This window comes from Novipirellula galeiformis, assembly GCF_007860095.1.
In the GTDB taxonomy this organism is placed as follows: Bacteria; Planctomycetota; Planctomycetia; order Pirellulales; family Pirellulaceae; genus Novipirellula; species Novipirellula galeiformis.
The window spans coordinates 468,393-481,825 of sequence record NZ_SJPT01000004.1 but is presented as its reverse complement, the minus strand read 5'-3'; the positions used below and the strand labels follow the sequence as shown (position 1 = coordinate 481,825).

Sequence of the window (13,433 nt, the reverse complement as noted above, 5' to 3'; positions counted from 1 at the left end):
AGCGGGAGCGAGCGATCGCGGTGTCAATCCCCGCTGACTTGGTGAGCAAAGTAGCCTCCAATGAGCGCTTCGTCCTCCATTGCGATGGCACCGCATATGAAATCTGATCGCGAGACCCCGAAGCTTCACCCTCGACCACGGTTCGCCAACGTTCCGTTTGATCCCGTTCGGCTACCGTTCTTTTACGGCACGGTGGTGTTGGTGTGTGGCACGTTGGGGGTGTTGGCCAGTGCCCCGGGGCAAACCGTTGGCGTCTCGGTATTTACGGACTTTTTGATCGAAGCTCACCAGTTGTCGCGGAGCTGGATCAGCTTTGCCTACCTGGCGGGCACAATCGCCAGCGCGTTGTTGATCACCCGGGCGGGGCGTTGGTACGACCGGCTTGGCGGTCGATGGGTGTCCGCGTTCTCGGCGGCGATGTTGGCACTCGTCTTGACGGGGATGAGTTTTTCGGCCGAAATCGCCGAGTCGGTCGCAGCGATGTTGCCCGACGATTCCCGCGATCACGCCTCGTTTGCCGTCTTGTGCTTGGGCTTCTTCGGGATGCGTTTCTTTGGCCAGGGGATGTTGACCTTGTCGTCACGCAACATGGTGCTGGAGTGGTTTGAACAGCGACGTGGCATGGCGTTGGCATTCATCGGGATCGCGGTCGCCTTTGGGTTTTCCGTGACTCCGGCCTTTTTTGAATGGCTGATCCAAAAAGGCGGTTGGTCGTGGGCTTGGCAGTCGATTGCCGTGATCGTGGCCCTGTTTTCGTTGCTGGCGTTATGTTTGGGGCGATCGAGACCAGAAGACCATGGCTTGGTGCCCGACGGCTCCTTCGCGAAGAAGAACCGAAAAACGCATGCGGAAACCTTGAGCGGCCGTCAGTTCACGCTGTCCGAAGCTCGCCGAACCTACAGTTTCTGGGTGTTCACGTTCAGCGTCGTTCTCTCTGGCTTCCTGCTAACGTCCTTCGCCTTTCATGTCGTGTCCATTTTCGCGGATGCGGGCATGCAGCGCAGCCAGGCGGTTGCCATTTTTGTGCCGGCCGCCTGTGTCAGTGTGGTGGTGGAATTTGTGGGCAGCTGGCTGAGTGACTTCGTCAAGTTGAAGTATCTGGCGATGGTTCAACTGGTTGGACTCATGACGCTTTCGCTGAGTCTGTCGTTCTTGGATATCCGCGGGGCGGTTGTTTTTGCGGTGTTGGGGATGGGATTGATGCAAGGCATGTTCGGGATCATTTCCGCAGTGACGTGGCCGCGTTTTTATGGCCGAACGCATCTCGGCGCGATCTCTGGATTCTCGACCTCGATCGTGGTTGCTGGCACCGCGGTCGGCCCGTATCTCTTCAGCGTGACGCATGACCAATGGGGCAGCTACCGGGCGGCGACGTTGTTGTGTGCCATCGCCGCGCTCGTTTTGTTTGCCGCGGCATTCCGCGCTGATCGCCCGCAATAAGTGGGAGAGTGGGAGAGTGGGAGAGTGGGAGAGTGGGAGAGTGGGAGAGTGGGAGAGTGGGAGAATGGGAGAATGGGAGAATGGGAGAATGGGAGAATGGGAGAATGGGAGAATGGGAGAATGGGAGAATGGGAGAATGGGAGAATGGGAGAATTGCTGCTTTGGCTTTCAGCTCCTTAATCACCCGTTCCTTAATCAACAGCTCAGCACGCAAGGCACTGGGCCTCGTGCAAGTCGTCGTATTCAAGTGCCACCAGTCTTTCTTCGACCACGTGATAGCCACGTTGACGCAGCTCGTACGCGAGACACCTTCGGTAGACGGATTCCCGCAATCTTGGTTCTAAACGTCGATGCACTTCAATCGCAGCTCCAATGATCGCAGCGATTAGTTCATGCTCAGTCATGTCGTCACCCTCTCTTCCTTCCTTACAGTGTCGCTCTGCTCCCCGCTCCTCCGCTCCTCCGCTCCTCCGCTCCTCCGCTCCTCCGCTCCTCCGTTCCTCCGCGTTTCCAACCCATGCCACCGATGACCATTTTGCAATCTGCAGATTTGTAATCTGCCCATCAGTAGGGTGGGGCAATCCGGCGGAAGCTGTGAAAGCGCACGATGATCAGGAACATCAAATTGCGGTTCAGGACGGCTACGGGATTGAGGGCCGGGACGTTGTATGTCGGGGCGTTGCAAGTCGGGTCGCCAGCGATGGAGTTAAGCAGGTAGGCAGGAGTCTTTCGGCATCTTAGCCGTTTTGGCGTTAGCCACGGTTCCCACGTTCAACCGGGGCTAACGCTGGGCTGCTAAATCTTCGGTAGGGACAGAGCATTTCGCGAAGCCATTTTTGTTCCGCAATTTTTGTCCTGAAGGCTTTGTCCTGAAGGCTGTGTCTTGATCCCGAAGGGATCCTTAGAGAATAGCCGGGGATAAGCGTAGCGACATCCCCGGAATCCGAACCCGTAGTGCGCCGCCGACCCCGCAGGGTGTCGTAGACCGAGCATCTGCGACACCCTGCGGGGTCGGTTGGGACATCCCCGGAATCCCTTCCGGTGGTATTCGCTGCGCTCAAACCACCGGCTACTGTCTGTCATCCCGTCGGGATGAAAATTGCGCAAACCCAAAACCCTTTTCCACAACCGGGGCTAACGCCCAAACGGCTGATGGGATTTCGCCCAATCATTCCTGTTTAGCTGCTTCGCAATCTCCAATGTCCAGGCTTGTTATCGGACCATCAATAGGGTGGCGCGAGCCGGCGGAAGCTGTGAAAGCGCACGATGATCAGGAACATCAAATTGCGGATCAGGACGGCCACGGGATTAAGGGCCGGGACGTTGTATGTCGGGGCGTTGCAAGTCGGGTCGCCAGCGATGGAGTTAAGCAGGTAGGCAGGAGTCTTTCGGCATCTTAGCCGTTTTGGCGTTAGCCACGGTTCCCACGTTCAATCGGGGCTAACGCTGGGCTGCTAAATCTTCGGTAGGGACAGAGCATTTCGCGAAGCCATTTTTGTTCCGCAATTTTTGTCCTGAAGGCTTTGTCCTGAAGGCTGTGTCTTGATCCCGAAGGGATCCTTAGAGAATAGCCGGGGATAAGCGTAGCGACATCCCCGGAATCCCTTCCGGTGGTATTCGCTGCGCTCAAACCACCGGCTACTGTCTGTCATCCCGTCGGGATGAAAATTGCGCAAACCCAAAAACCTTTTCCACAACCGGGGCTAACGCCCAAGCGGCTGATGGGATTTCGCCCAATCATTCCTGTTTAGCTGCTTCGCAATCTCCAATGTCCAGGCTTGTTATCGGACCATCAATAGGGTGGCGCGAGCCGGCGGAAGCCGTGAAAGAGCACGATGATCAGGAACATCAAATTGCGGATCAGGACGGCTACGGGATTGAGGGCCGGGATGTTGTATGTCGGGGCGTTGCAAGTCGGGTCGCCAGCGATGGCGTTGGCGAGCGATTCACCCAGTCGCTGCATCCATGCGGTGCTACGTGGCCACTCGCTGATGCGGGCGATCCATTCCTCGGGGATTCCTTCGCGTCCGACTCCGGCACCGACGATCCCGCCCACGATTGCGGCGGTCGTGTCGGCATCGCCTCCGCAGCGGATCATGGTGGTGACGGCTTGGCGAAAGTCGTTGGGGTGAGAGAGCCAGGCGTGAATCGCAACGGGAACGGTGTGGTACGTGTATCCCGTGACGCCGTTTGCCAGTCCCAATGACTCGGCGAACGCCGTCGTGCATTGGCCCTCGTTGACACTCTCGCTGGCTCGGCGAAGCAGGTCCACGAGTTCAGCTCCTTCATCGCCGATGGCCTCGATCACTTGATCGAGCCAAACGTTCGCGTCAACGGTTTCGTGATCCCGCGCATGCTTGGCTGCCAACGCAACCGCGATGGCTCCGTATTCGGCCTTCGGATCGCTATGGGTTAGTCGGGAAGAGGCACGCACCGTTTCCAACATCAGCGAAACGTCGTCCAGCGCCGCACCCACGATCGCCGCTCGCATCGCTGGCCCGTTGCCCGCAGAAAAGACGCCTGCGTTTCTCGGTTTGAATCCCAACCACAGCTTGATTCCGGATCGAGCCGTCGCTTTGCCAACCCCCGCGGGCAACGCCAAAATCCACCACTGCAATCGACTCGCGAAGCGTCTCGTGAAGACATTGACGTCACCTCGTGCTTCGATCATCGACTGAGCCACCATGCAAGTGTGCTCGGTATCGTCCGAAATCATCCCGCGTCCAAGCAAGAATCGGTAGCGATCTGGCGGCCCGAGTAGTCGCTCGGCTCTCTGTGGCGAGACGCCTTCATAGGGCAGACCCAGCGCATCGCCAACCGCGGTCCCCAAGAGGCATCCGATAATGGAGTCGCGGCTCAATCCATTTGCTCCGGGAACGTCAAATAGGGCGTCGGCACGGAATCGACCAACCAAACCCCATTGGCCGATCGGTAGAACCGGTGTGCGTTTTGATGCATTGCCGCCGCGGCGACGCGAAGGAGGATCGGCTTGCCGCGTCGCGATCCGACTTTGCTCGCGGTTTCTTCGTCGGTCGACAAGTGCACATGGTTTCGAGATCGTTTTTGCAGACCGTTCGCTCGAATGCTTTCGATGAACGCGGCGACGGTTCCGTGATAAAGCGTGTCGGGCGGCGTCCTTTGCTCAAGCTTCAAGTCGACTCCGGTGATCGAGTGCCCCTGGCTGGCTCGAATACGAAGACCGTCATCGCTCAAGGCAAATCGCTTTTTGTCATTCGTCGCGACGACTTCGTGAAGCCGTTCCAACGTCAAGTTCGTGCCACGCTCGTTGGCGCCCGCAATCAGCTCATTGATATTGAGCCAACCTTCGTCGTCCAAATTCATCCCGACGACATCCGGTCGGTGCCTGAGCACGAGGCTGAGGAATTTGCTCGTCGATAGGAGTTTTTGATCGGGGGGCATCGGATGAATTCTATCCGACGCGTCAGAACGCCCGCAACGATTGTTCGCGCCCTGTATTTTGATTTCCGAGGCATTTCGATTTCCGATTGCTAACTCGCTGCGTTGCGATCAGCCCTTGGGCGGTGTTGGCGGATGAGATGTTTGAGTGTTTTGTGAGCTAGCTCACAGACTAGATGCCCCCATGTCCGGCTAGATTTAGCCCCACTAGAATAGCGGCATGGTTAGAGGAGACCTATGGAACTTCCCGGTGAGGCAAATGTGCTCGCGTCGTCAGAGCCGACGGCGTGGGTTGATCAGTATGGCGATTGTCTCTACCGGTACGCGCTATCGCGACTCCGCAGCGCGGAGGCGGCCGAAGAAGTGGTGCAGCAAACTTTTTTGGCTGGGTTGGAACATTTCAGCCAGTTTTCCGGACAGGGATCCGTGCGTGGCTGGTTGTTTGGAATCCTGAAACGCAAAATAATCGACTTGGTTCGTCAGCGCAATCGAACCACGGACTTAACCGACGACGGGGATGGCGATCCGCTGGACCAAATGTTTGACCGAAACGGAAATTGGCGCCAGCGTGTACGGTCGTCGCTACTGCAACCTCTCGATCCACTTGAGCGAGAGGAGTTTTGGCCGATTCTTAGCCAGTGCTTGGATGGATTACCCCGCAATCAAGCCGACGCGTTCACGTTTCGAGAAATGGACGAGATGGGCAGCGAAGAAATTTGTAAGGAATTGTCGATTACGCCGTCTAATCTATGGGTCTTGTTACATCGGGCGCGCATTCGCTTGGCGAACTGTATGAAAACCCGCTGGAATCAAGAAAACGATTAACCGGACGCTCAATATGCTCAGTTGCAAGGAAATTTCGAAGCTTGTCTCCGAATCGCTCGACCACAAGTTGACCTTGCGGCAGCGAATGGAGATGTGGATGCACCTGCGCATGTGCCGCCTCTGTTCCGCGTTTCGTCGTGACCTGCTCCGGCTTCGCAACGGAATGCGACAACACGGGGCAGACGTGGACGCTGCGGAGACGAATCCCAGCGAAACGGACGCTGGCGAAGCGACTGCTGGCGAAACGAGTGCTGGCGAGGCGAGTGCCAGACTCTCTGCGGAAGCTCGACAGAGGATCAAGCGAGCGCTCTCATCGACCGATCGATGATCTTCGGAGATCGATTCGCTTGCCCGTCACCCAACGTTTCCCCGTCCCCCAGCGACGATCGTCCCCCAGCGGCGTCGACGCGGGATTGGATGTGGCGGACCATTCTGGTCTGAGACCACCGATCTCTCGGATGTTCTTAGCGTTCTTTGTGGACGCAAACGTCGCTTGACGTCAGCAGCATCCCATTCTGCTTCGATTGCCCGCTGTTCGATTGCCCGGTGTCCGATTGCCCGGTGTCCGATTGCCCGGTGCCTACTACCCCGCGTCGATTACCCCCCGTGTCCTCGGGTGACAGTGTCTCAGGGTGACAGTGTCTCAGGGTGACAGTGTCTCAGGGTGACAGTGTCTCAGGGTGACAGTGTCTCAGGGTGACAGTGTCTCAGGGTGACGGCAATCGACGACGGACGCATCCGTCTGCTGTCTACCGTCTGCTGTCTGGTCGGTCGGTCGGGGAAGTTTCGTGCTCATTGAATCATGCGTGCGATCCAGCCGGCTCACCAACCCAGCCAGTTCCCCAACCCAGCCAGCTCGCCAAAAAATTTCTTTCGTCGTTTGTAAGGAAGTCGCCGTTGGTTCGTCTACGTGGATGCACGCACCCATGCTTTTACTCTTCACTTCCTTTCCAGGAGACATTTTATGTTTCAACAAACCACCAAAAGCCCTTTCAAACGCCCGTTAGGGTTCGCGGTTGTCGCGCTGTCGGTGTTCGTCACCGCGAGTCATTCCGCTCACGCACAATCGGGAACACGGACCGCCCGACCGAAGGCCAAGCCGCCAGCCCGAGCGGCCGCAGGCGGCAGCCAAAGTCGGACGGCACCGGCCACCGTCGCACTGGATGGATATTGCGCGGTGTGCGTGATTGAGATGAAGAAATGGGTTCCCGGCAAACCTGAGTACCAGGTCACCTACGACGGCAAAACTTACCTCTTTCCAAACGAAGAACAGAAGCAAATGTTCGTCTCCGATCCGGCAAAGTACACGCCTGCGATGGGCGGCGACTGCACGGTTTGCTCGGTCAAGATGGGACAAACGATGCCGGGCAAAGTGCAATTCCCCGTGCTCTATGGCAATCGCTTGTTCCTGTTTCCAGGCGAGGAACAGAAGCGAGAGTTCCTACAGAGCCCTGAAACGTACGCGAATGTCGACCTCGCGTTCGACGGCAAGTGCTCGGTTTGCCGTGTCGAGATGAATCAAGAGATCCAAGGTGATCCGGGAATTGCAACGGTTTATCAGGGCATGCGATACCTGTTCCCCGGCGATGAGCAGCGTCAAATGTTTCTTGCCAACCCGGCAAAGTACGCGATGCCTTCCGGTCGAACCGGAAAGTAGTTTGCGGATTCGAGAGTATTGTCCGTAAAGAATCGAGTGCTCGATCGTCCTGGCGATCGATTTCCACCCCCATCATCCTTTGCCGTTTCAGGTTTCGAGTGTCATCCAAGACGAAAGAGCGAACGAATGCCTGAAAAATTGTGGCACCTTAAAAACTGTGACATCTTCGGGAAACTGCTTCCCGAAGAGATCAAGCGACTCGAGTCGCGAAGTCGCTCGCGATCGTTTCCCGCTCGCAGTCCTGTTTACCTGCCGAGCGAGAAAGCGGACAGCGTCTTCTTGCTCGCCAAGGGCCTCGTGAAAGTTTGTAATCTCACGTCGGACGGAAAACAGTCCATCCTCGCGTTTGTGGAGCCAGGAGAACTGTTTGGTGAGTTGGCTATTTTTGCGGAGGCCGCGCGAGACGAATACGTGGAAGCGGTCGACGCCGCAACGGTGGTGATGATCCCTGCGGAGGAGCTCCAGCAGTTGATGTCGCATCACAATGGAGTGGCGTTGGAGATCACCAAGATGGTCGGACTGCGCCGGCACCGTATTGAACGCCGATTGAAGAACTTGATGTTCCTCTCTAACCGCGATCGTTTGATCCACTTGCTACTTGATTTGGCGGAACAGTTTGGCGTTTGTGATTCCGAAGGCATCCGGTTGCGAATCAAATTGGCGCATCAGGAGCTTGCCAATTTGATGGGCAGCACTCGCGAGACCGTGACAATCCTACTGGGCCACTTGAAATCGGAAGGTCTGATTCATGTCGGTCGACGAAAGATCGTGCTCGTCAACACGGAACAACTGGCCGCATCGGTCGATCGCAGAATCCCTGTCCTGCGGTAGCACCGATAGGGCATTGCGGTTTTCACGCCTTCGCATGAGACCGTTGCGTTACGTTTTTCGCGGCAGGGCGCGAGCCCTCCGGTTTTTATTGATCCCAACGAATCGTTCACGGGGCCCGAGGAATCCTTTATGGGTCTCAAGGAATCACTGATCCCAAGGAATAAGGATGGACAACGCACGAGTGCCTCGAAATTGGGTTGAGACCGGACGGCTCACGATGTTGCTGGCTGGGACTTTCGTCGCTTTCAAGATGTCGCGGCAATTCGGGCACTGGTCCAAGTGGATTGCCATGGCTTCGTGTTGGGCGGGTTCCAGTTCATGCATGGTGAACGCTTGGAAGTGGGTTTGCACGTCGCTGCACGTCACGCCGCCAAAGTTAAATTCGGGGCATGGTTGCGACGAGGTTTGGCTGAAACGACCCATGCCGAGAGCGAGTAGCATGACGACGATCATCGGGCCGCCAATGCGGATGGCGACTTGACGTTTGCGTTGAGAGACGATTCGGTCGTGTAGATGTGCAATCGTCCCAGGCGGGCAATCCGACCACAGGTCGTGATTTTCGTTGGTTTGGCGGACCATGACGCGATTCCTCGATTGATGGATGGGAGACGATCGTTTGGGTGGCAGGAATGCGAAGTGCTTTCGGGTATGCCGCCACTGCATTATCGTCGCCGTCTACCGCCGGAGCGTCTGTGCTCGAACTCACAAACGCTAGAAATTTACCGTCTTCCCCCGTGCCCTTTGAGAGCAGAGAGATCATGCGTGATTGGCTAAGGCTCGCTACGAAGCGATCCGTTGTACGGCGTGGGCTTGGCTACAGCGTTGTCGTGGGAACGGTTCTGATGGTCATCAACCAGGGGGATGTCGTCCTCAGCGGCGAGTTGACACGCACCCATTTTGTCAAAATTGGGTTGACGTATCTCGTCCCCTTCGCCGTTTCGACCCTCTCGAGCGTCGGGGCGATGCGAAATGCTGTAAGGATTTGACGGTTGGCACGTCTTCGTGGGTGTGCTCGGTAGCGACCCTTCGTCGTTTCCGATTCGATCCAGTCAATCCCATTGGCCCTCGCATGGAAAACAATATCAAAAAGCTTCAGGATCGCTGGAGCCCAACGCCGCTTTGGATGAGCGAGGATGTCCCCCGGAGGCCTATGGTCCGACCGTGGGCATTCGTGATCGTCGCACTTGTGGCGCTGGTGACCCTCGCCACGTTTTTGCCGTTCGAAAACTTGATTGTTCGGCTGTTTGGCCCGCCTCGGGTCGAGCTGAGCGAGGCTTACGCGGACAACGCAGCGGGTCCGAGTTTCGATCATGCCGCGTTCGACTCGCTGCTGGGCCGATACGTGGACGCGGAAGGTTGGGTCGACTACATCGGCTTGAAAGCAAATGTTGCGGAGCTGGACGCGTACCTTGAATCGATCGCCGCGGCGCCTCTGGATGAAATGGGACGCGACGAAAAACTCGCGTTACTGATCAACGCCTACAACGCAAGCACGTTGAAGTTGATCCTCGATCACTACCCGATCCGCTCGATCCAGCAGATTGCGGAGGAAACGCGTTGGGACGCCGTTCGCTGGAACATCGGAGGGAACGTGTGGAGTTTAAACCAGATCGAGCATGAGCAAATTCGCCCGAAATTCATCGAGCCGCGCGTTCACTTTGCATTGGTGTGTGCCGCTTCGAGCTGCCCGCCTCTGCGAAATGAGGCGTTTACGGCAGCTCGGTTGGAACGACAACTGCACGAACAATCGCAGTACGTCCATGACCACGCGACTTGGTTCCGGTTTGACCGAGAGACTTCGACGGCGTCACTGACAAAACTTTATAGTTGGTACGGGGGCGATTTCACGCAAGTCGCCGGCAGCCCGCTCGAATTTGCGTCTCGCTACGCTCCATCGCTGGAGCAAACGCTCGCCGCGGGCGTAACACCGCAGATTGAGTGGCTGCCGTACGAGTGGGAACTCAACAGCCTATCGAACAAGCGGCCTCGATAGGAGAAGGAGAAATTCGGTGCACTAACCGAAACGCTTGCGAAGCGTTGGTGAAGGAATCGAATCGTGCGGCCTCATTTATTTAAACACAGGCCGAATTCAAATTGCATGGCAGCACACGCTGCCGAGAGAAACTTTAGGTACTGGAAAAATCATGGCATCGGAAAATGCAGTCTCGGCGGTAGCGAACAAGTCGGGGAATGCCAAGAAGTGGGTGGTCTTCTTGGTCGTCGTCGCAATCGGCGTGATTGCTTACACCCAGTTTGGCGACCTGCTGAGCCTCGAAAACCTAGCCAAACAAGAAAGCGGTCTCCGCACGTTCCAAGCCGATCATCCGATCTTGGTTTATGGAGCCGCGTTTCTCGTTTACGTCCTCGCGACGGGACTCTCGCTCCCGGGCGCCGCCGTATTGACGCTCGTCTACGGTTGGTACTTCGGTCTGCTTCGCGGTCTGGTGCTCGTCAGCTTTGCTTCGACTGCCGGAGCGACGTTGGCTTTCTTGTTGAGCCGGTTTTTGTTTCGCGACTCGATTCAAAAGCGATTTGGCCAGCGGCTGGAAAGTTTTAACGAGGCCTTGGAAAAGGAAGGTCCGTTCTTTCTGTTCACGTTGCGACTGATCCCGGCCGTGCCCTTCTTTGTTATCAACGCCGTGATGGGGCTGACTCCGGTCCGAACGGTGACGTTTTGGTGGGTCAGCCAATTGGGGATGCTGGCCGGGACCGCGGTCTACGTTTATGCCGGCTCTAGCGTCCCGGACTTGCAAACGCTGGCCGATGAGGGCATCGGAGCGGTGTTCAGTCCAAGTCAGCTGTTTCAAATCGTGATTGCGTTTGTGCTGCTCGGTTTGTTTCCGCTGATCGTTCGGTTCGCGATGAAGTACATCAAGCGGACCCCAAAACAAGCGACCACGACATGACCCACTGTATGACCCACGACATGACCAACAACGTGCCCCATGACGTGAGCCGGCCACGCTAGCCGTGGGGCTCGTACGGCTCCCAACGGAAACCCGCGGCTAACACCGTCGACTGACACACTCTGTACCATTCACGAACGAAAGAAACCTACCGATGGCCTCTGAATTGATCCAATTGCAACCTCACGACGAACACAACTCAAAGCTTGAAGCGAACGTCCATCCGCCGACGTGGACCAATCCGACACCGAGCCAACCCTATCATTTGGTCGTCATCGGTGCTGGAACGGCGGGGCTGGTGACGGCTGCCGGAGCCGCCGGACTTGGCGCCCGCGTCGCGTTAATCGAGCGAGAATTGATGGGGGGAGATTGTTTGAACGTGGGCTGCGTGCCGTCCAAAGGTGTCATCCGAGCGGCCCGGGTTGCGGCGACGGTGCGTGACGCATCGCCCTACGGAGTCGAGGTGCCTGAGGGGGTCGCCGTCGACTTTGCCAAAGCGATGCAGAGGATGCGTCGTTTGCGGGCATCGATCAGTCCCGCCGATTCGGCCAAACGCTTCTCTGACCTGGGCATCGATGTCTTCTTTGGCCAAGGCGCGTTTGTCAATGACAACACCATCATGGTGACACGTGGTGATGGCTCCGTCACTCCGCTCCATTACAAAAAAGCGGTGATCGCATCGGGCGCGCGGGCGTCGGCTCCACCGATTGAGGGTCTGGACTCGGTTCACTATTTGACGAATGAGAGTCTGTTTTCGCTGACGGAACTTCCCCGCCGGTTTGGAATCGTCGGCGGCGGCCCGATCGGCAGCGAGATGGCACAGGCGTTTGCTCGCTTCGGCAGCGAGGTCTTTCTGTTTCAACGTGGCGATCACATTCTTCCACGTGAAGACGCTGACGCCGCCGCCGTGGTGCAAAAGCATTTTGAGCGCGATGGCATTCAATTGATGTTTGACAGCAAGGATATGAAAGTCGGTCCTGCCGATGACGGGGCCATTCGCGTTCAAGTCACTCAAGACGGCAAGCCGAGTGAGACCATCGTCGACCAATTGTTGATCGCGGTCGGTCGCGCACCGAACGTTGACGGATTGAACCTCGAGGCGGTGAAGGTGAAGTACGACCACGCAGGGGTCGACGTCAATGATTTCATGCAGACCAGCAATCCTCGCATCTATGCCGCGGGCGACATCTGTTCGAAGTACAAGTTCACGCACGCCGCCGACTTTCAAGCCCGCATCGTGATCCAAAATGCACTGTTTGCGGTGGGGCCGTTTGGCAAGAAAAAGGCCAGCGATCTCGTCATCCCGTGGGCGACTTATACATCGCCTGAGATCGCCCACGTTGGTCTCTACGAACAGGAAGCCAAGCAAGCGGGAGTCGAGATTGACACGTACATTCAACACTTTGCCGATGTCGATCGCGCGATCTTAGAAGGCCAAGATGATGGGTTCGTCAAGATTCACACCAAGAAAGGAACCGGCACGATCGTGGGCGCGACGATCGTCGCCGAGAACGCGGGTGACATGATCTCCGAAATCACGGTCGCGATGGTCGGCGGTTTGGGGCTAGGGAAAATCGCCAGCGCGATCCATCCCTATCCAACTCAGGCTGAGGCGATTCGCAAGCTCGGCGACCAGTTCAACCGGACACGGCTGACGCCGATCAGCAAGGGCGTTTTAGGCTGTCTGCGACGCTTGAACGTTGGAGCATAAACGTGATGCGTGCCAGCGCATTGCGTTTGCGTTGATCGCTGTGCGATCGTTGTCGCTCCGCTTCATCGAACGTTTCTATGTTCACTGAGGTCTCTGTTCACTGAGGTCCCTGTTCACTCGGGACCATGTTCACTGGGGACCCTGTTCACTCGGCATTCGCAGGGTGAGCACGCTGGCGGTGCTCGTTCCCGAATCATTTGTGACGTTCGGCGCTGTGTTTACCGCCTCACGTTCTCGGAGGTCAGAACGCACCGATAGCAGAGGAAGGGACCGTCGTTTTCACCGCCCCAAGTGGATCAAGAACGCGATCGGCTCCAGTGTACGGTGGAGCGGGTTCGCGCTAGGCAGGTTCGCGCTAGGCGGGTTCGCGCTAGGCGGGGGCCCGTTAGGCAGGGGCGTCTTAGGCAGGGGCGTCTTAGGCAAGTTCGCGAGGGAGAGGGGACGCGCTGTTTTGCCGCTAACGGCGGTTCCCACGTTCAACCAGGGCTAACGCTGGGCTGCTAAATCTTCGGTAGGGACAGAGCATTTCGTGAAGGCATTTTTGTTCCGCGATCTTTGTTCTAAAGGCTTTGTCCTGAAGGCTTTGTCTTCATCCCGAAGGGATTTTTTGGAGAATAGCCGGGGATAAGCGTAGCGACATCCCCGG

General features: G+C 57.1%; 13 protein-coding genes. 9 read left to right on the top strand and 4 right to left on the bottom strand.

Annotated elements, in window-relative coordinates:
- The first annotated feature begins 96 nt into the window (after nt 1–96).
- Nucleotides 97–1,440, top strand: coding sequence for an MFS transporter (locus tag Pla52o_RS12700; RefSeq protein ID WP_146595234.1), 1,344 nt, complete (start codon nt 97–99; stop codon nt 1,438–1,440).
- 203 nt (nt 1,441–1,643) lie between these two features.
- Here Pla52o_RS12700 and Pla52o_RS26890 read toward each other — a convergent pair whose 3' ends face one another.
- The 3 genes from Pla52o_RS26890 to Pla52o_RS12680 all read right to left on the bottom strand — a co-directional run bounded on the left by Pla52o_RS26890 (nt 1,644) and on the right by Pla52o_RS12680 (nt 4,860).
- Nucleotides 1,644–1,844, bottom strand: coding sequence for a GxxExxY protein (locus Pla52o_RS26890; protein ID WP_197169207.1), 201 nt, complete (start codon nt 1,842–1,844; stop codon nt 1,644–1,646).
- 1,388 nt (nt 1,845–3,232) lie between these two features.
- Nucleotides 3,233–4,300, bottom strand: coding sequence for an ADP-ribosylglycohydrolase family protein (locus Pla52o_RS12685; protein WP_146594978.1), 1,068 nt, complete (start codon nt 4,298–4,300; stop codon nt 3,233–3,235).
- The gene (locus tag Pla52o_RS12680) at nt 4,297–4,860 is read right to left on the bottom strand and encodes an RNA 2'-phosphotransferase (RefSeq protein WP_146594977.1); all 564 of its coding nucleotides are present in this window, start codon (nt 4,858–4,860) and stop codon (nt 4,297–4,299) included. The genes Pla52o_RS12685 and Pla52o_RS12680 overlap by 4 nt, the downstream gene beginning before the upstream one ends.
- Before the next feature lie 234 nt (nt 4,861–5,094).
- Here Pla52o_RS12680 and Pla52o_RS12675 point away from each other — a divergent pair, with 234 nt between their 5' ends.
- The 4 genes from Pla52o_RS12675 (at nt 5,095) to Pla52o_RS12660 (ending at nt 8,170) form a co-directional block, all read left to right on the top strand.
- Nucleotides 5,095–5,682 carry a sigma-70 family RNA polymerase sigma factor gene (locus tag Pla52o_RS12675; protein WP_146594976.1) on the top strand — a complete coding sequence of 196 codons (588 nt, stop codon included), beginning with the start codon at nt 5,095–5,097 and terminating at the stop codon, nt 5,680–5,682.
- Nucleotides 5,683–5,695: 13 nt separating this feature from the next.
- Nucleotides 5,696–6,010, top strand: a complete 315-nt coding sequence (locus Pla52o_RS12670; RefSeq protein ID WP_146594975.1) for an anti-sigma factor family protein — start codon at nt 5,696–5,698, stop codon at nt 6,008–6,010.
- Nucleotides 6,011–6,646: 636 nt separating this feature from the next.
- Nucleotides 6,647–7,339 (top strand): hypothetical protein, encoded by a 693-nt coding sequence (locus Pla52o_RS12665; RefSeq protein ID WP_146594974.1) that lies wholly within the window; start codon nt 6,647–6,649, stop codon nt 7,337–7,339.
- 126 nt (nt 7,340–7,465) lie between these two features.
- The gene (locus tag Pla52o_RS12660) at nt 7,466–8,170 is read left to right on the top strand and encodes a Crp/Fnr family transcriptional regulator (RefSeq protein WP_146594973.1); all 705 of its coding nucleotides are present in this window, start codon (nt 7,466–7,468) and stop codon (nt 8,168–8,170) included.
- Nucleotides 8,171–8,314: 144 nt separating this feature from the next.
- On the opposite strand, the gene Pla52o_RS12655 is transcribed toward Pla52o_RS12660, so the two are convergent.
- The gene (locus Pla52o_RS12655) at nt 8,315–8,749 is read right to left on the bottom strand and encodes a zf-HC2 domain-containing protein (RefSeq protein ID WP_197169206.1); all 435 of its coding nucleotides are present in this window, start codon (nt 8,747–8,749) and stop codon (nt 8,315–8,317) included.
- Nucleotides 8,750–8,928: 179 nt separating this feature from the next.
- Between Pla52o_RS12655 and nrtS the strand changes: the two genes are divergently transcribed.
- The 4 genes from nrtS (at nt 8,929) to Pla52o_RS12635 (ending at nt 12,787) form a co-directional block, all read left to right on the top strand.
- Nucleotides 8,929–9,156, top strand: coding sequence for a nitrate/nitrite transporter NrtS (gene nrtS / locus Pla52o_RS12650; protein WP_146594971.1), 228 nt, complete (start codon nt 8,929–8,931; stop codon nt 9,154–9,156).
- 164 nt (nt 9,157–9,320) lie between these two features.
- A complete protein-coding gene (locus Pla52o_RS12645) occupies nt 9,321–10,163 on the top strand; it encodes a DUF547 domain-containing protein (RefSeq protein WP_197169205.1) in 843 nt (280 codons plus the stop codon).
- A gap of 151 nt (nt 10,164–10,314) precedes the next feature.
- A complete protein-coding gene (locus tag Pla52o_RS12640) occupies nt 10,315–11,076 on the top strand; it encodes a TVP38/TMEM64 family protein (protein WP_146594969.1) in 762 nt (253 codons plus the stop codon).
- A 154-nt stretch (nt 11,077–11,230) separates the two neighbouring features.
- Nucleotides 11,231–12,787: a mercuric reductase gene (locus Pla52o_RS12635; protein ID WP_231612292.1), complete on the top strand. Its 1,557-nt coding sequence runs from the start codon at nt 11,231–11,233 to the stop codon at nt 12,785–12,787.
- Nucleotides 12,788–13,433 lie beyond the last annotated feature (646 nt).

What these genes read in the sequence shown, in the direction of transcription:
- Pla52o_RS12700 (WP_146595234.1), top strand. Translation starts at nt 97, where the DNA reads ATGAAATCTGATCGCGAGACCCCGAAGCTTCACCCTCGACCACGGTTC.
- Pla52o_RS26890 (WP_197169207.1), bottom strand. Translation starts at nt 1,844, where the DNA reads ATGACTGAGCATGAACTAATCGCTGCGATCATTGGAGCTGCGATTGAA.
- Pla52o_RS12680 (WP_146594977.1), bottom strand. Translation starts at nt 4,860, where the DNA reads ATGCCCCCCGATCAAAAACTCCTATCGACGAGCAAATTCCTCAGCCTC.
- Pla52o_RS12675 (WP_146594976.1), top strand. Translation starts at nt 5,095, where the DNA reads ATGGAACTTCCCGGTGAGGCAAATGTGCTCGCGTCGTCAGAGCCGACG.
- Pla52o_RS12670 (WP_146594975.1), top strand. Translation starts at nt 5,696, where the DNA reads ATGCTCAGTTGCAAGGAAATTTCGAAGCTTGTCTCCGAATCGCTCGAC.
- Pla52o_RS12665 (WP_146594974.1), top strand. Translation starts at nt 6,647, where the DNA reads ATGTTTCAACAAACCACCAAAAGCCCTTTCAAACGCCCGTTAGGGTTC.
- Pla52o_RS12660 (WP_146594973.1), top strand. Translation starts at nt 7,466, where the DNA reads ATGCCTGAAAAATTGTGGCACCTTAAAAACTGTGACATCTTCGGGAAA.
- Pla52o_RS12655 (WP_197169206.1), bottom strand. Translation starts at nt 8,749, where the DNA reads ATGGTCCGCCAAACCAACGAAAATCACGACCTGTGGTCGGATTGCCCG.
- nrtS (WP_146594971.1), top strand. Translation starts at nt 8,929, where the DNA reads ATGCGTGATTGGCTAAGGCTCGCTACGAAGCGATCCGTTGTACGGCGT.
- Pla52o_RS12645 (WP_197169205.1), top strand. Translation starts at nt 9,321, where the DNA reads ATGGTCCGACCGTGGGCATTCGTGATCGTCGCACTTGTGGCGCTGGTG.
- Pla52o_RS12640 (WP_146594969.1), top strand. Translation starts at nt 10,315, where the DNA reads ATGGCATCGGAAAATGCAGTCTCGGCGGTAGCGAACAAGTCGGGGAAT.
- Pla52o_RS12635 (WP_231612292.1), top strand. Translation starts at nt 11,231, where the DNA reads ATGGCCTCTGAATTGATCCAATTGCAACCTCACGACGAACACAACTCA.